Below are 17046 nucleotides of genomic sequence, written 5' to 3'. Positions count from 1 at the left end.
TATGAACGCTCCATGGACCTGATCACCTCCACCGACGCCCTGGCCGCCGCCTGCGACCGCCTCAGCCAGCATCCGTTCGTCACCGTCGACACGGAATTCCTGCGCGAGACCACCTATTACCCCAAGCTCTGCCTGATCCAGATGGCCGGCCCCGATCCCGCGGACGCGGTCCTGATCGACCCGCTCGCCGAGGGCATGAGCCTGGACCCGTTCATGGCCCTGATGGCGAACCGGAACGTGGTGAAGGTCTTCCACTCCGCCCGGCAGGACCTGGAGATCATCTGGAATCTCGGCGGCATCGTGCCCGAGCCCCTGTTCGACACCCAGGTGGCCGCCATGGTGTGCGGCTACGGGGATTCGGTCTCCTACGAGCAGCTGAGCAACGATCTCGCCAAGGCGAAGATCGACAAGTCGTCCCGCTTCACCGACTGGTCGCGCCGCCCCTTGAGCGATGCCCAGCTCACCTATGCCCTCTCGGACGTCACCCATCTGGTGAAGGTCTACGAGGCGCTTGTCAGCCAGCTGCAGGCGAACGGCCGCCTCGAATGGCTCGGCGAGGAGATGTCGATCCTCACGTCGCCCGAGACCTATCAGGCCGATCCGGACAATGCCTGGCGCCGCCTCGCCGGCCGCCTGCGGAAGTCGAAGGAGGTCGCGATCCTCATGGAGATCGCCGCCTGGCGCGAGCGCGAGGCGCAAAGCCGGGACGTGCCGCGCGGGCGCATCCTGAAGGACGACGCGGTGATCGACATCGCCACCTCGGCGCCGCGGAGCGTGGAAGCCCTCGGGCGCCTGCGGACGATTCCCAACGGATTCGAACGCTCCCGCACCGGCGGCGAGATTCTGGAAGCCGTGGAGCGGGCGCTGGCACGCGACCCGGCCACGATCCCCATGCCTGAGCGCAGCCGCGGCCGCAACAACACCGGCTCCGTGGTCGACCTGCTCAAGGTCCTGCTCAAGGCCGTGGCCGAGCAGGAAGGCGTCGCGCCGAAGATCATCGCCACCGTCGAGGAGCTGGAGGCCATCGCGGAAAGCGACGACGCCGACGTGCCCTCGCTGCACGGCTGGCGCCGGAAGCTCTTCGGCGACAAGGCGCTGGCGCTCAAGAATGGCCAGCTCGGCATGGTGCTGGAGCGCGGCCGGGTGAAGCTGCGGGAGATTGCTCCAGCTTGACGCCACGGCGGGCTTACATCTCTCGGAAACAAGAACCCCGCGGCTTCCCGCAGGGTTCTTTCGTTTGATCGTGCTTGAGATCAGATGAAGAAGAGATCGGTGTACTTCAGCGTGGTCTTGTTGCTGAGCTTCGCGATCTCGGTCATGCTGGCAGAACCCGAGCCGTCCTTGTCATAAGACAGTACGCCCGTCTTCGTGTTGTAGACGAAGAAGTCGTTGCCGTCCTTGGCTTTGTCGCCCATCGTGAAGAACGCCTTCTTCAGCTTGAGCGGCTTGTTTTCTGTGCCCTTCTTGATGCTGGCGTAGAGCAGCTTATTGGACTTGAACAGGGAGTTCTCCAGCCACAGATCGTCAGCCGAGCTCTTGAAGTCCTTGATCGTGTCCGTGTTCGACTTCGCGAACTTGGTGTCGAAGATGAACTTGTCGCTGCCCGATCCGCCGATCACCAGATCCTTGCCACCCTTGCCGTAGATCTTGTCGTGACCGGCACCGCCGTTGAGGGTGTTCTTCGCGCCCGTGCCGAGCAGGATATTATCGTGGCTATTGCCGGTGAGAGAGGCGGCGCTTCCGGTCAGGTAGACGAAATCGATATCCGAATCCGGGCTCAGGGTGAAAGTGGTCGAAGCATAGACGACATCGTAGCCGCTGCTGTCGATCACCTGATCGCCGACGTTGTCCACATAGTAGACATCGTTGCCGCCGCCGCCTTCCATGCGGGTGGCTCCGCCCTTGCCATGAAGGATGTTGCTGCCCTCGTTACCAATGATAACGCGCGTGTACTCATTACCGGTCAGGTTAATTGGGTTGGTGCCAGCCGCAGCCTGCAGCACTTCGACCTCGGCGTACTGAAGGCTGTAAGAGGTGCTGGCGATGGCAGTGTCCCAACCGTTTCCGGACGCCTCACGGATATAGTCGCCTGCGTTGTCGATGATGTAGGTATCGTTGCCGCTCATCCCTTGCATATCCTCGGCTCCTTCGCCTCCATCGAGCGTGTCGTTTCCGCCGTAGCCGATCAGAGCATCATCACCCTTTCCGCCTTTGATGTAGTTGTCGGCGGCATTGCCGGAGAGGGAATCCTTGTAGTCCGTACCGATGACGTTCTCGAAGTTGACCCAGGTATCGTTCAGGGAGTCGTTGCTGCCGCCACCTCCGGCATTGAGGCTGACGGAAACGCCTTTGTCCGAGAACTGGTACGACACTGTGTCGATGCCATCACCACCGTCCATCACTTCATAGGCCGATCCGCCGATCACCGTATCGTTGCCCGCACCGGTCGAGAAGAAGTGCTTTCTGCCATCGGGATTTCCGGCATTGCCGACGATAAGGTCGTTGAAGTTCGTGCCGATGTAGCCTTCGATATCCACATACTGATCGCCAAAGGCATCGCCGGTATTTGCAGCAATGTTCTTGAGGTTGATCACGACACCGGTCGTGGCCGTCGCATACGAGACATAGTCTCTGTAGGTGACGCCTGTGCCGCCGTCCAGTCTGTCGGCACCCGCGCCGCCGATGAGAGTGTCGTCGTTGTTGTCGCCGCCAAGGAGGGTGTCGTTGCCGATGCCGCCATGCAGAACATCCCTTCCCTCACCTCCGACGAGAGAGTCGTTCCCGTCATACCCGTAAATCGTGTCGTCTCCGGCAAGACCATCAATCGTATCGGCATCATCCGATCCGTTGATCACGTCGTTGCCTGTCGTGGGCGTCGGTGTTGCTGCGAGAGCGCCCGCTGCATTCAGGCGTGAAAGTTCATCGAAGTTGGCCTGGCCGGATGTCATGCTGATCCTCACTCAATGCGAAATGACAATTGGTGTTTGCATTTTTGAAAATGCGGATCAGCGTTAATGCATACAAAATCGCAGCGACAAGTATTCCTAATTCATGAACACCCCTATGAATCTGATGATGTCACCACTTTACGTAGAGTTGTCATAAGCTTAGCTGTATGCAGTGATATAAAATATTGTTTGCGACTTGTGCGCCAGCACACAAAATTTCTCATATAACGATGTATAGTTATATGACCTTAGTATATCTTTACGTAAGAATCACCTGCGCAAACGCAGACGTAAGAAAGTGATTTTCCGAGCCAAGGGTGAACGCTTTGCGCGCCCTTCGTTGAATTCAGCCGCATTGACTAACGCCTCAAGCGAAATCGTTTGGTCGAAGGCCTTCGAAGTTGCGCTAGAGCAGCCCCTTCAGCCGCAGCATCCCAACCGCCGCGACCGTCGTCGCGTCCTTGATGACGCCGTCGCCGATCATCGCCAGCACCTCCTCCACCGGGAACGCGCGGCTCACCGTGTCCTGCTCGGTGGGCTCGCGCTGCGCTTCACCAGCCTTAAGCCCTTGGGCGAGATAGATGTTGTAGCCTTGGGTCGAGTAGCCGTAGCATTCGAACAGATGGCCTACATGGATCATGGTGGCGGCCGTCAGCCCGGTCTCCTCGCGCAGCTCGGCCCGGGCGAGGTCGAGCGGGTCGGTGCCGGGCGCATCTTCCCATGAGCCCTGCGGCAGCTCCCAGTAGCGGCCCTGCACCGGATAGCGATACTGCTCCACCAGATGGATCAGGCCGTGGTCGAGGGGGACGATGACGGCAAAATCGGCCTTCTCGACGACGCCATAGATGCCGGGCGAGCCGTCCCGTCGCTCGATGGCATCCTCCCGGACGCGCAGCCAGCGGTTCTCGTAGACGACACGGCTGGAAAGCGTCTTGATGTCAGGCGGCATGGTCGGCGTTCCCTCATCGGCATTGCCTCCCAGAGAACACTGTAGCTCCTCTCACGACAATGGCCGGGCTTGAACCAGGCCATGCCTCATGCACAGGAGCGGCCGGACTTACCGCCCGAAGATGCCTTTGAAGAACTGGGCCAGCTTGTTGTGCTTCTTCTTGCGGTCCACGTCGGCCTGGCTCTTCACCCAGGCGATCTGGACCACCCGGCGCTCGCCGGAGAAGGGTAGATGGCCGTGCCAGGAGTTGTCGGAGCGCAGGAAGGCGAACATGGTGCCCATGGTGGGCGGCACCTCGAGCTTGTACTTATCGTAGTTCTTCTCGTCGTAGAGCACGCGCAGGCGCCCGCCCTCGTCCTGCTGCCACTCGTCGTTCATGTAGACCAGCATGGTCATGACCTTGGATGGGCCGTCCGTGTGGATCGAGCCGTATTTCGGCTGCGACTTCCTCATGATCGTGGTCAGGCGCGGATATTGATGGAGATCCAGGCCGAACTTCCTGGACAGCTCCTCGGTCAGCTCAGGGCCTTCGAGTTCCTCGATTAACTGCTTGAAGCGGCCGTGAAGCTTGACCTCGTCGACCGTCAGGTAGCCCGGTTTGGTGATGTCCGGAAAGTCACGGCGCAGGTCGTCGATGACGTCCGGCTTCAGGAGCTTGGAAGCGAGGAGGTAGTCGTAAGGCTCCGACGAACGTTCTGCATTGCGGACAGCCGCCAGGTCGATCATCTGCATGGGCATTCCTCGGCTTTGAGACCTTATGCTCGCAAGGTAGCGGAGCGGAAGCTCCCTAAAACTAACATGAGTTAGTCCCGGTCGGGATAGCCATTGTCTTCAGCATCTCAGCCGCTCCGTCAGAGGATTTCGATCAGCGGCTCCATGTTCAGAAGCTTGCCCAGGCCCCGCATGCGGCCCGTCAGGCGTTCGTTGGCCAGCGGCTCGAGATGGGCCGGCAGCTGCAGCACCACCTGACTGCCCCGGGCCAGCAGCGACACCTGGGGCAGGACGCCCTCCATGGCGACGGAGACCGGGTAGGCGACGCGCATCAGCGCCGCGAGCAGGCGGGCGCGCTCCATGAGGCGCGGGCCGGCCAAGGACTTGATGCGCGAGCTCACCTTGTCGGGCGAGAGCCCCTCGTGCCGGAAGAAGATCGACAGGGCCAGATAGGCGCGGCCCGGATGATCGAGCCCGGCGAAGGCCCCATAGGCAATGAGATTCAGGCTCTGCTCGCCCCGGTAGTCGGGATGGGCACGCCAGCCGATATCGGCGAGCAGGCAGGCCGCGCGGCGCAGGCGGATGTCGTAATCGGTCTCCGGCAGGCCCAGGCTGCGGATGAAGGCCTCCGTCCACGCGCACAGCTCCTCGCCGTGACGCGGCGAGCGGGAGCGCAGGAGGTTGAGGTCGCTGGCTGCGGCAATGAGCGGATCGCGCTCGCGCGTTGCGGAATCGAGCTTGTCGAACAGCACGCCCTCGCGGACGCCGAAGGCGGAAATGGCCACCTCCTTCGGCTCGCCGAGGCGGATGATCTCCTCCAGCACCATGGCCCCGTAGGCGAGAAGCGGACGGCGGGCTTCCGAGATGGTTTCGATGTCCTTGAGGGTCTTGGAGTCGGCCTCCTCCACGAGACGCAGGAAGTCCAGCCCGTCCTCGGGATCGAGGATGTAGCCGTGCATCACGTGGAGCGGATAATCGTGCGCCGCCTGATGCAGCTTGGCGAGGGCGCGCCATGTGCCGCCCACCGCGTAGAAGGTGCGGCCATGCAGGTTTTCGAGATATTCCGGTGCGCGTTCAAGAGCTTCGCGCACGATCCTCTGGGCTTTTCTCAACGAGCCGCCGCTGACGTCCTGCAGGGCGAGGCCGCCCAGCGGCATAGTGATGCCCTGCCCCACCTGCGAGCCGCGCACGTCCACCAGTTCCAGGCTGCCGCCGCCCATGTCGCCGACGATACCGTCCGGCTCGTGGAAGCCCGCGATGACCCCGAGGGCCGAGGCCCGCGCTTCCTCGGCGCCCGACAGCAGGCTGATCGGCTGGCCGCAGGCCTTCGCCGCGGCCTCCAGGAAGGCAGGGCCGTTGGAGGCATCGCGCGCGGCCGCGGTTGCGAGCACGAAGATGTCCGAAACGTTCATCGTGTCGCAGAGAACGCGGAAGCGGGCGAGTGCCCGCAGCGCCCGGTCGACGGCTTCCTCGTCGAGGCGGCCGGTGGTCGCCACATGACGGCCGAGGCCGCAGAGAACCTTCTCGTTGTAGATCGGCGTGACGGCCCGGGAGAGGCCCTCATAGGCCACGAGACGCACGGAGTTCGACCCGATGTCGATGATCGCGACAGGACGTCCAAGCTTGAGCCGCCCCGGAGCCTCATGGCTGAGCGCCGGCATGCTAGCGCTGCCCGCGCTTGGCGAGCGCTTTGGGGCTGGAGGTCTTGAGGGATTTGCCACGGCCTGAGAGACTCGGGTTCGTCATGAAATACTTGTGGGCGTTGAATGGTTCCTCGCCCTTGGCGGGCACCATCCTGTGACTCGTTCCGTCGGGTAATACCGTCCAGCTCTGCTCATTGTCGAGCAGGTTGGCCAGCATGATCTGATCGAGCACCTGCTGGTGCACCGTGGTGTTGACGATCGGCATCAGGGCCTCGACGCGGCGGTCGAGGTTGCGCGACATGAGGTCCGCGGACGAGATGTACACGTGGGCCTTAGGGTTGGGCATGCCATGGCCGTTGCCGAAGGCGTAGATGCGGGTGTGCTCCAGGAAGCGCCCGACGATGGACTTGACCCGGATGTTCTCCGACAGGCCCTTGATGCCGGGACGCAGGCAGCAGATGCCGCGCACGATGAGGTCGATCTGCACGCCGGCGGCGGACGCATCGTAGAGCGCATCGATGATGTCGGGATCGACCAGCGAGTTGCACTTGCCCCAGATGGCGCCGGGCCGTCCCGCCTTGGCGTGGGCCACCTCCTCCTCGATATGCTGGAGCAGGCGCTTCTTGAGGGTGAGCGGCGAGACCGCCATGCGCTCCAATTCCGCCGGCTCCGCATAACCGGTGACGAAGTTGAAGATGCGCGACACGTCGCGCCCGATCACCGGATCGGCGGTGAAGTAGGACAGGTCCGTGTAGATGCGCGCCGTGATCGGGTGGTAGTTGCCCGTGCCCACGTGGCAATAGGTGATGAGCTGGCTGCCCTCGCGGCGAACCACCATGGACAGCTTCGCGTGGGTCTTCAGCTCGATGAAGCCGAACACCACCTGAGCGCCGGCGCGCTCCAGGTCGCGCGCCCAGCGGATATTGGCCTCCTCGTCGAAGCGCGCCTTGAGCTCCACGAGCGCGGTGACGGACTTTCCGGCTTCCGCCGCCTCGGCGAGCGCCGCCACGATGGGCGAGTCCGAGGAGGTGCGGTAGAGCGTCTGCTTGATCGCCACCACGTTGGGATCCCGCGCGGCCTGGCGCAGGAACTGCACCACGGCGTCGAAGGATTCGTAGGGATGGTGGACGATGATGTCCTTCTCGCGGATCGCAGCAAAACAATCGCCGCTGTGCTCGCGGATGCGCTCGGGAAAGCGCGCATTGTACGGCTTGAACTTGAGGTCGGGACGCTCCAAAGCCACCAGCTGCGACAGGTCGCGCAGGCCCATCATGCCCTCGACCACGAAGACCTCGTCTGCGGAGACCTCCGATTCCTCGGCCACGAAGAGGCGCAGGTCCTCGGGCATGGCCGCCTCGACCTCCAGGCGGATCACGCTGCCGCGGCGGCGCTGCTTGAGCGCCGTCTCGAACAGGCGCACCAGATCCTCGGCCTCTTCCTCGACCTCGAGATCGGAGTCGCGGATCACCCGGAAAGCGCCCTGCCCCTGCACGTCGTAGCCGGGAAAGAGCCTGCTCGTGAACAGCACGATCATCTGCTCGAGGGCAATGAAGCGGGTGGCGCCGGTCTCGGCGAAATCCGGCAGGCGGATGAAGCGCTCGCCCCGCGACGGCAGGCGGATCAGGGCGTTCAGCACCTTGGCGTCGCTCTGGCGCACCAGCTTCAGGGCGATGGAGGCGCCGAGATTCGGGATGAACGGGAACGGATGCGCCGGATCGACGGCGAGCGGGGTGAGCACCGGGAAGACGTGGTTGAGGAAGTAATCCTCAAGCCAGGAAGCCTCGGCCTTCGTCAGTCCCGCCCCCTCGACGAGAATGATGCCCTCCTCCAGGAGAATGTCGCGCAATTCGCGCCAGCGCCGCTGCTGGTCGGAGGCGAGGTGCGAGACCGCGGCGGAAATCTTTGCGAGCTGCTCCTGCGGCGAGAGCCCGTCCTGGGACATGGTCGCCACCCCGGAGCGGACCTGGCCGCGCAAGCCGGCGACGCGGACCATGAAGAACTCGTCCAGGTTCTCGGCCGAGATCGACAGAAAGCGCAACTGCTCCAGGAGCGGATGATGGCTGTTGGAGGCCTCCTCCAGCACCCGCCGGTTGAACTGCAGCCAGGAGAGTTCCCGGTTGATGAAGCGCTGGGGAAACTTCCGCAGGGCCGCACCGTCGAACTCGATATCCGGCGGAGCCTTCGGCAGCGGAGCTTCGCTGACCGTCTCCACCTCTTTCAGGGCAATCGCGCTGCGCACCTCGTTCTCCGCCGTTTCCTTCTTCGGCGCTCGTTTTGCTTTGGGTTTCGTGACGGTTTCACGACGGTTGGACAACAAGGCGTCAGTGTCTGGCTTCACTCGTTCTCATCCGTTTCCTGCGCGGCGCCTAGGATCTCGGCCGCGATCGCCCGCGAGACGCGCCGGCCCCGGCTCAGGGCCTCCCGGTCGAGGAGAGCCACGATCTCGGAGGCCTTGGCGAGCGAGCGTTCAATCCGCAGAGCAATATAGTCGACAACGGAGGTATCGACCACGAGTTGCCTGTCGACGAACAGCTTCACCAGCACCGCCTTGAGGAGGGCATCGTCCGGCGCGTCCAGGGCGACGCTCGGCGCCAGCCGCAGGCGCGACAAGAGGTCGGGGGTCTTCAGGGACCAGCGGTCGGGCGGCGTCTCGCAGGTGATGAGCAGCGAGGCCTTCTTCTCCCTGGCCAGGTTCAGCAGGTGGAACAGGGCCGCCTCGTCGCGCTCGCCCCGGTCCATGTCCTCGATGGCGAGCGCCCCGTTCGAGACGAGATGCGGGACCTTGTCGTGGGTGATCGCCACGGAATCCACGGTCCAGGCATGGGCCCTCGTGGCCCAGATGGAGGCCAGATGGCTCTTGCCGCTCCCGCGGGGGCCGACGAGCAGGAGGATCGTGTCCGGCCAGTCGGGCCAGACTTCGATGAGGCCATAGGCCTGCTCGTTGGAGGGGCTGACGAGGAAGTCCTCGGCGCCGAAGCGGGGATCCAGCGGAAGGTCGAAGGCCAGCTGCTTGGGGGCCTCACGCATCGAGATCGGCCTTGTGGTCGATCTCGATGCGGGGCTTGAGGATCACCGGATCCGTGCCGCGGTAGAGGGGGCTGGCCAGGTACTGGCGCAGGGCAAAGCGCGCAATGACCCCAATGGCGGCCGCGAGCGGCACGGCGAGCAGCAGGCCGACGAAGCCGAAGAGCGCGCCGAAGGCCACGAGCGCGAACATGAGCCAGACCGGATGCAGGCCCACGGATTCGCCCACCAGCTTCGGCGACAGGATATTGCCCTCCACGAACTGCCCGAAGATGAAGATGCCCAAGGTCGCTGCGATCATGGTCCAGTCCGGCCAGAACTGCACGATGGCGACGCCCACCGACAGGATGAGGCCGGTGAGCGAGCCCACATAGGGAATGAAGCTCAAGACACCCGCCGTCATGCCGATCAGGGCCCCGAAATTGAGCCCGATGAGGGCGAGGCTGACCGCATAGAAGGTGCCGAGGATGAGGCAGACCAGGGCCTGCCCGCGCACGAAGCCGGCGATGGCCCGGTCGATATCGCGGGAAATGTCCCGGATCGTGTCCCGGTGGCGGGTCGGCATCCAGGAATCCACGGTTCTCACCATGCGGTCCCAGTCGACCAGCATGTAGAACGCCACCACGGGCGTCACCACCAGCAGGGAGAAGATGCCGATGAGCGCCTGCCCGCCGGACCACAGCCCCTGGAGGAAGGTGGTCATCCAGGCGATGCCCTGGCTGATCAGGTTGCCCACGGACGGGGGAGCCGCCGGCAGCACCTCCTCGATGCCGAGCTTTCGGATGAGCGGACCGAGCTGCTCCGCCCCGAGTTCCTGAAGCCGCGCCACATAGCCGGGCAGCCTCTCCACGAAGGCCCCCACCTGCTGGGCCGCGAAGGGCACTAGGATCATCAGGGCGATGATGAAGATCAGCACGAACAGGACGAGGATGAGCAGGCTGGCGCCCAGGCGCCCGATGCCCAGCTTCTGCATCCGGTCGGCCAGGGGGTCGAGCAGATAGGCGAGCGCGAAGCCCGCCACGAAGGGCAGCAGGATGCCGCGCAGCACGAACAGCAGCAGCACCGCGACGACCAGCGCCGCAATCCAGAACCCGATCTGCCGTTGGACCGTCATCCGTTCCCCATACCTTATCTTTTTGGCTTTCAGGTGGTCATATGCCTCAGCCACCCTCCGAGATAGGCCCCAGCCGAGGCTATGGTCAAGGTCGCGACGATCAGCATGGCGACATCCTCGAGCCCCGCAAGCTCGGCCCCGAAGGCATTGGCGGCCAGCGCAAAAGCCGCGAACGCAATTTGCGCGCCCGTATTGAGCTTGCTGACGAGGAGCGGCTTGATCTCCACCGGGCGGCTCATGACCCAGGACAGGAGCACCGCCGCCACGATCATCACGTCCCGGGACACCACGACGATGGCCAGCCAGCTCGGGATGGCGCCCACGATGGCGAGCGTCACGTAGATCGAGACCAGGAGCGCCTTGTCGGCAATGGGGTCGATATAGGCCCCGAACTCGCTCCGCATGTCGAACCGACGGGCAATGAAGCCGTCGACCCCGTCCGAGATCCCCGCCACCACGAACAGGACAAAGGCCGCAACCCACCGCTGCTGCATGATCATGACGATCACGATGGGCACGATGATGAGGCGGCCGATGGTGATGATGTTCGGAATGGTCATCGGGGCCGATGATGGACGCTGGGCGGGCGGAGTTCAATCGGGCGGATGAGGGGTGGGGATAAAGGTCTTCTCCTTCTCCGACGTCGTGGCCGGGCCTGTCCCGGCCATCCCGATGCTGAAAAGCGCCGCGCCTCACCGCATCGGGATCACCGGCACAAGGCCGGTGATGACGTGGAGGGTGTCATTCCCGGCCGGAGCGCAGCGGAGGGGAAGGGAATCCACCCGCACCCACTGGCGCTGTGGATCCCCTTCCCTCGCTCCGCTCCCCCGGGATGACACCGCTCCAATCCCCTGCAATTGCTCAAATCCCCTTGCCTCCCGGTCCCTCCCGTCTTACTGCCCACCCCAACACGGGGTGAGCCATGACGACCGAGAAGCAGACGAACGGCCTGACCTACGCCCAAGCGGGCGTCGACATCGATGCGGGCAACGCCATGGTCGACCAGATCAAGCCCCTGGTGCGGTCCACGCGCCGGCCGGGCGCGGATGCTGAGATCGGCGGGTTCGGCGGGCTGTTCGACCTCAAGGCCGCGGGCTTCAAGGACCCGATCCTGGTGGCGGCCAACGACGGGGTCGGCACCAAGGTGAAGATCGCCATCGACACGGGCATTCACCACACTATCGGCATCGACCTCGTGGCCATGTGCGTGAACGACATCATCGTGCAGGGCGCCGAGCCCCTGTTCTTTCTCGACTACTTCGCCACCGGAAAGCTCTCGCCGGAAGTGGGCGTTCATATCGTCAAGGGCATCGCCGAGGGCTGCCTCCAGGCGGGCTGCGCGCTGATCGGTGGCGAGACCGCCGAGATGCCGGGGCTTTATTCCAAGGGCGACTATGACCTCGCGGGCTTTGCCGTGGGGGCCGCCGAGCGCGGCACGCTGCTGCCGAAGGATGTGAGCGTCGGCGATGTACTCATCGGCCTGCCCTCCTCCGGGGTTCATTCCAACGGCTTCTCCCTGGTGCGCCGGATCGTGGAGCATTCCGGCCTCGCCTGGGATGCGCCCGCTCCCTTCGCGTCCGGCGAGACTCTCGCGCAAGCCCTGCTGGAGCCGACACGGATCTACGTGAAGGCCCTGCTGGAGGTCTTGCGAGGCGGCGACTGCATCAACGCCCTCTGCCACATCACCGGCGGCGGCTTTCCGGACAACATTCCGCGCGTGCTGCCCGACGGCGTCGGCGTGCGCCTCGATCTCGATGCGATTGCCGTGCCGCCCGTGTTCGGCTGGCTTGCCAAGGCCGGTGGCGTGGCTGAGGCTGAGATGCTGCGCACCTTCAACTGCGGCATCGGCATGATCGTGGTGGCAGGCGCGACCCAAGCGGACGCGGTGATGGAGCGCCTGCGCCAAGCCGGCGAGAACCCGGTGCGCATCGGCGAGACCATTGCTCACACGGGCGGCGAGCGCGTGCAGACTACGGGCTCGCTGAAGCTTCAATGACCCGCCGCGTCGCCATCCTGATCTCGGGCCGGGGCTCGAACATGGCCTCGCTGATCGAGGCCGCTCAGGCTGCAGGCTTCCCGGCCGAGATCGCCCTCGTGCTCTCGAACCGCCCCGACGCGGAAGGGCTGAAGCGGGCGAAGGAGGCCGGGATCGCGACGCTCGCTGTCGACCACAAGGCTTTCCCAGATCGCGAAAGCTTCGACCGTGCGCTGGATGCGGCGTTGAACGAGCACGACATCGCCTTCATCTGCCTCGCAGGCTTCATGCGGGTGCTCTCCGACTGGTTCGTGGAGCGCTGGTCCGGGCGCATGATCAACATCCACCCGTCCCTCCTGCCCCTGTATCGCGGCACACAGACCCACCGGCGGGCGCTGGCCGACGGCGTTCTGGTGCATGGCTGCACGGTGCATTTCGTGGTGCCGGAGCTCGATGCCGGCCCCATCATCGCCCAGGCCGTGGTGCCGGTGGTGCCCGCCGACACGCAGGAGAGCCTCGCCGCGCGGGTGATCGTGCAGGAGCACCGGCTCTATCCGCAGGCGCTGCGGATGATCTGCGATGGGACGGCCCGGCTAGAGAACGGGCGGGTGGTGTTTTCGCGCGGGTGGGATGCAAGTGGAGCGCTGCATTCGCCGGCCGATGCAGCGCGCACCGGCTCGCAATGATCGATTGACACATGCCCGGAACGGGCGTGGAATCTGACGTGCTGGGGTGGCCTCTTTGACGGGAGGAAGCCATGGAATCGCTTAACCGTCGCCAGACCTTGCTCAATATTGCCGTAGCGTCTGTTGTTCTCCCCTTTGCGCCTGCTGCTGCCCAAAGCTCCGGCTCATCAGAGGGCCGGGAAGTCGCTCCGGGTGTGCGGCGCGTCGAATACTCGAAGCGCGAGACGATGATCCCGAACTACAAAGTCGTATCGATGCGGGACAACATTTATCAGCCAGGCGCCAGCACCAGCGGTGCGAGCATGGGCAACGACATGGTCTGCCACATGCTTGAAGGCGAACTGACTGTGGACACGGGAGCGGGCGACACCCTCTACAAAAAGGGCGATGTGTGGTCCTGCGCCAAAGGCATGCCGGAGCGCAGCAAGAACACCGGCACCACGGTGGCGATCATGCGCGTGATCGACCTGCTGCCTGGATAACCCTGGGCGCACTGTTCCTGAAAGGCTGAAACGAAGAAGGCCGGGCAAGCCCGGCCTTTTGCGTCGTATGACCGATCATGATCAAATCTGCGGACGCGGCAGCTTGCAGGCGTCCAGCGCCGTGAGCGCCTTGGCGCGGGCGGTATCGTTGAACACGCCGGTGTCGCGATAGGCCTGGACCTCCTCGGCGCTGAGCGAGCGCATGGTGCGGCCGGCATAGCAGTCGCAGGCCCGGTTGAGGGAGGACTCGCTGGCCTCGCTCTGGAGCTTTGCCTGAGTGATGGCGCAGGCCTGGCTCACGCGGGCGCGCAGCTGACCGATGCTTTCGGTCTTGAGGGCCGGATCGGGCTGGTACTGGGTCGGCATGTTGGAGGCGGCAGCATAGGCGCCGGTCGCGCTCAAGGAAACGGCGGCTGCAACCAGCAGCGCACGGGCGGTCGAGATCATGGATGGCTCCCCAGAGATGAAATCACGTTCGGGGTTAAGAATAGGCTTGGCCGTTCAGGATCAAGGGGAAGCGGCAAACAGGCTTAAGAAGGTCTGACCGAACCGCTCAATAGGCCTTCAAACACAGGTTCATCGTGAGAGCCCGTTCGGAAAGCCACCTGCCCCCGTCATCACCGGCCTTGTGCCGGTGATCCCGATCATGTTGAGCGCCGCGCTCTTCTGATCGGGATGGCCGGGACAAGCCCGGCCATGACGGAGAGGTAGCTCTTCGATTCAACCAACGAGCGCCTCCGGCCGATGCTGCTTGCGCGCCACCGGCGGCTCCAGGGATGGGTCGAGATCCGCCTTTTCCAGCGCCACCCGGTTATCGTGGAAGGCGGCACCGCCATAGGGCGCCACCTGATCGCCGCCCGTGAGCGTATTGATGCCGCGCCCGAAGGGGTGGGCCGCGTTGGGCCAGATGCCCTCGGCAATGAGCACGCCGCGCCGCACGCCTTCGAAGAGCTTGGTGCGAAGATAAACCTCGCCGCGATGGTTCTTCAGCTTCACCCAATCGCCTTCGACGATACTCTGGGACTGCGCATCAACCGGGTGGATCATCACCTCGGGCCAGCGCTCCTTGTCCAGCGACGTCGGCGTCTCGGTGAAGCTGGAATTGAGGAAGTTGCGGGCCGGGCTCGTGGCGAGGCGGAACGGGTGCTCCTCGGTCGCCGCTTCGATCACGCCCCAATGGTCGGGCAAGGCCGGCATGCTGGCCCAGGGGCCCATCGCGCCGTTGTTGTAGGACGGCACCTTGGTCCAGTCGGGCTTGAAACGGAACTTGCCGTCCGGATAGCCGAAGCCCTTGAGAAAATGCGCCTCCTCGAAAGGCGGCTGCGCATCGAAATGAACCTGCGCCTCCAGGTTCTCGAGCGTCCCCCAGCCGGAGTTCTGAAGCGTCCAGTCGATGATCTCGCGCGGCTCCATGGCAAAGCCGCGATGCTCGGCGCCGAGGCGCTGGGCGAGCCCACGAAAGACCTCGTGGTTCGAGCGGCACTCGCCCGGCGGATCGATGAGCTTGGGACCCACCTGGAAATGCTGGTGCCCGCCGCCGGAATAGAGATCGTCATGCTCCATGAACATGGTCGCGGGCAGCACGATGTCGGCCATGAGCGCCGTCTCGGTCATGAACTGCTCGTGGACGCAGACGAACAGATCCTCGCGGGCAAAACCCTGCTTCACCAATTCCTGCTCGGGCGCGACGGAAACCGGGTTGGTGTTCTGTATCAGCATCGCCTTCACGGGCGGTCCGTTGTAGAGCGCCTCGGCGTCTCCGGTGAGGACACGGCCGATCTGCGACTGGTCGAGAACGCGAATGCTTTTGTCGATGGCGTCATGGCCCTCGATTAGGGCCTTGTTCCAGTGGAAGATGCCGCTGTTCGAATGAAGCGCCCCGCCGCCCTCGTACTGCCAGGCGCCGGTCACGGCCGGGATCGACAGGGCGGCGTGCATGTTGACCACGCCGTTGCGCTGGCGCGCGAAGCCGAAGCCGAGGCGGAAATAGGTGCGCTTGGTGGTGCCCACGAGCCTGGCGAAGGCTTCGATCTCCTCCACGGAAAGACCGGTGATGGTGGACGCCCAGGCAGGGTCGCGGGTCTTGAGGTGCTCCTCAAGCTCGTGCGGATGGTCGGTGTAGCGCTCCAGATAATCCCAGTCGGCATAGCCGTCGCGGAACAGCACGTGCATGACCGCGCAGGCGAGCGCCCCGTCGGTGCCGGGGCGCAGGACCAGCGCCATGTCGGCCTGCTTCAGGGTGGCGTTGTTGTAGATGTCGATGGCGACGATCTTGGCGCCGCGTTCCTTGCGGGCCTTCATCGCGTGGGTCATCACGTTGACCTGGGTGTGGACCGCATTGGTGCCCCAGATCACGATGCAGTCGGAGACCGCCATCTCGCGCGGATCGGCGCCTCGCAGATGCCCGGTGCCGGCCACGTAGCCGGTCCAGCTCATGGCCGTGCAGATGGTGGAATACTGGCCGGAATACTTCTTCACGTGGCGCAGGCGGTTGATGCCGTCGCGCATCACGTAGCCCATGGTGCCGGCATAGTAATAAGGCCAGACGGATTCCGACCCGAACTCCCGCTCGGCTTCCAGGAACTTCTTCGCCACGATGTCCAGCGCCTCGTCCCAGGAGATGCGCTCGAACCGGCCTGCGCCTTTCGGGCCGATGCGCCGCAGGGGATGGAGCAGCCGGTCCGGGTTGTGGATGCGCTCCGCATAGCGCGCCACCTTGGCGCAGATCACGCCCGCCGTGTAGGTGTTGGACTTCGCTCCATGCACGCGCCCGATGGTGCGCCCGTCGATCACCTCCACCTCGAGCGAGCAGACGGAGGGGCAGTCATGCGGGCAGACCGAGGCGCGGCGTTCGATGCGGGGAGCTTGGTTCATGGCGGGCGCATGATAAGGGAAAGGGCCAAAAATGAAAAGGCCGCCCGGAGGCGGCCTGACCATGAAGGCTATGCAGCCGAGGCTTAGCCGACGATCTCGTTGCCCGAGAAGAACTGGGCGATCTCGATCTTGGCATTGTCCTGGCTGTCGGAGCCGTGGACCGAGTTCTCGCCGATGGACTTGGCGTAGAGCTTGCGGATGGTGCCCTCGGCGGCGCTCTCCGGGTTGGTGGCGCCCATGATCTCGCGGTAGCGGAGCACGGCGTTCTCGCCTTCCAGAACCTGCACGACGACCGGAGCGGAGATCATGAAGTCCACGAGTTCGCCGAAGAAGGGGCGCTCCTTGTGGACCGCGTAGAAGGTCTCGGCCTCGCGGCGGCTCATGAGGATGCGCTTCTGGGCGACGATCCGCAGGCCGGCCTGCTCGATGACGGCATTGACGGCGCCGGTGAGGTTCCGCTGGGTCGCGTCGGGCTTGATGATGGAGAAAGTACGCTCGATGGCCATGACAGCTCGCTTCTCTTTATGAGGGAAATGGTGAAGTGGGGCGCTTATAGCGGCCAGCCCCCTGTGCCTCAAGGGCCTTTTGCCCCGGCCCGCTTGGAAAGCTTAACCGCCTCCCCTAGTCTCTTCCCGGAGCG

At 64.3% G+C, this 17046-nt stretch carries 15 protein-coding genes; 4 read left to right on the top strand and 11 right to left on the bottom strand.

Annotated features, from left to right (window positions below; all coding sequences use genetic code 11):
* Positions 1-12 precede the first annotated feature (12 nt).
* On the top strand, positions 13-1173 hold the full coding sequence (gene rnd / locus MA07_RS14235) for a ribonuclease D (protein WP_036351908.1): 1161 nt from the start codon (positions 13-15) through the stop codon (positions 1171-1173).
* 80 nt (positions 1174-1253) lie between these two features.
* Here rnd and MA07_RS14230 read toward each other — a convergent pair whose 3' ends face one another.
* The 8 genes from MA07_RS14230 to MA07_RS14195 all read right to left on the bottom strand — a co-directional run bounded on the left by MA07_RS14230 (position 1254) and on the right by MA07_RS14195 (position 10949).
* The gene (locus MA07_RS14230; RefSeq protein ID WP_036351906.1) at positions 1254-2948 is read right to left on the bottom strand and encodes a calcium-binding protein; all 1695 of its coding nucleotides are present in this window, start codon (positions 2946-2948) and stop codon (positions 1254-1256) included.
* Positions 2949-3354: 406 nt separating this feature from the next.
* Positions 3355-3897 (bottom strand): NUDIX hydrolase, encoded by a 543-nt coding sequence (locus tag MA07_RS14225; RefSeq protein ID WP_036351904.1) that lies wholly within the window; start codon positions 3895-3897, stop codon positions 3355-3357.
* 108 nt (positions 3898-4005) lie between these two features.
* Positions 4006-4629 (bottom strand): 2OG-Fe(II) oxygenase, encoded by a 624-nt coding sequence (locus MA07_RS14220; RefSeq protein WP_200879371.1) that lies wholly within the window; start codon positions 4627-4629, stop codon positions 4006-4008.
* A 119-nt stretch (positions 4630-4748) separates the two neighbouring features.
* Entirely contained in the window at positions 4749-6269 is a 1521-nt protein-coding gene (gene ppx / locus MA07_RS14215; protein WP_036351900.1) for an exopolyphosphatase, read from the bottom strand.
* A 1-nt stretch (position 6270) separates the two neighbouring features.
* Positions 6271-8439, bottom strand: a complete 2169-nt coding sequence (locus tag MA07_RS14210) for an RNA degradosome polyphosphate kinase (RefSeq protein ID WP_244445256.1) — start codon at positions 8437-8439, stop codon at positions 6271-6273.
* 146 nt (positions 8440-8585) lie between these two features.
* Positions 8586-9278, bottom strand: coding sequence for a DnaA/Hda family protein (locus MA07_RS14205; RefSeq protein ID WP_036351896.1), 693 nt, complete (start codon positions 9276-9278; stop codon positions 8586-8588).
* Positions 9271-10389, bottom strand: a complete 1119-nt coding sequence (locus tag MA07_RS14200) for an AI-2E family transporter (protein WP_036351893.1) — start codon at positions 10387-10389, stop codon at positions 9271-9273. Before MA07_RS14200 ends, MA07_RS14205 begins: the two co-directional genes overlap by 8 nt.
* Positions 10390-10418: 29 nt before the next feature.
* Positions 10419-10949, bottom strand: coding sequence for a CDP-alcohol phosphatidyltransferase family protein (locus tag MA07_RS14195; protein ID WP_036351890.1), 531 nt, complete (start codon positions 10947-10949; stop codon positions 10419-10421).
* Between the two features lie 362 nt (positions 10950-11311).
* On the opposite strand from MA07_RS14195, the gene purM reads away from it, so the two are divergent.
* The 3 genes from purM to MA07_RS14180 all read left to right on the top strand — a co-directional run bounded on the left by purM (position 11312) and on the right by MA07_RS14180 (position 13532).
* Positions 11312-12385 (top strand): phosphoribosylformylglycinamidine cyclo-ligase, encoded by a 1074-nt coding sequence (gene purM, locus MA07_RS14190; RefSeq protein WP_036351886.1) that lies wholly within the window; start codon positions 11312-11314, stop codon positions 12383-12385.
* The gene (gene purN / locus MA07_RS14185) at positions 12382-13050 is read left to right on the top strand and encodes a phosphoribosylglycinamide formyltransferase (protein ID WP_036351883.1); all 669 of its coding nucleotides are present in this window, start codon (positions 12382-12384) and stop codon (positions 13048-13050) included. The genes purM and purN overlap by 4 nt, the downstream gene beginning before the upstream one ends.
* 71 nt (positions 13051-13121) lie before the next feature.
* A complete protein-coding gene (locus MA07_RS14180; protein WP_036351882.1) occupies positions 13122-13532 on the top strand; it encodes a hypothetical protein in 411 nt (136 codons plus the stop codon).
* An 81-nt stretch (positions 13533-13613) separates the two neighbouring features.
* Here MA07_RS14180 and MA07_RS14175 read toward each other — a convergent pair whose 3' ends face one another.
* The 3 genes from MA07_RS14175 to ndk all read right to left on the bottom strand — a co-directional run bounded on the left by MA07_RS14175 (position 13614) and on the right by ndk (position 16912).
* Positions 13614-13979, bottom strand: a complete 366-nt coding sequence (locus MA07_RS14175) for a hypothetical protein (protein ID WP_036351879.1) — start codon at positions 13977-13979, stop codon at positions 13614-13616.
* A 273-nt stretch (positions 13980-14252) separates the two neighbouring features.
* Positions 14253-16406: a molybdopterin oxidoreductase family protein gene (locus tag MA07_RS14170; protein WP_036352151.1), complete on the bottom strand. Its 2154-nt coding sequence runs from the start codon at positions 16404-16406 to the stop codon at positions 14253-14255.
* A gap of 83 nt (positions 16407-16489) precedes the next feature.
* Positions 16490-16912 carry a nucleoside-diphosphate kinase gene (gene ndk, locus MA07_RS14165; protein WP_036351877.1) on the bottom strand — a complete coding sequence of 141 codons (423 nt, stop codon included), beginning with the start codon at positions 16910-16912 and terminating at the stop codon, positions 16490-16492.
* Positions 16913-17046: the final 134 nt, after the last annotated feature.

It is taken from the genome of Microvirga sp. BSC39 (assembly GCF_000739015.1).
Taxonomy (GTDB): Bacteria; Pseudomonadota; Alphaproteobacteria; order Rhizobiales; family Beijerinckiaceae; genus Microvirga.
Note: the sequence above shows the minus strand (reverse complement) of the source record. Positions and strands in the feature narration are given on the sequence as shown.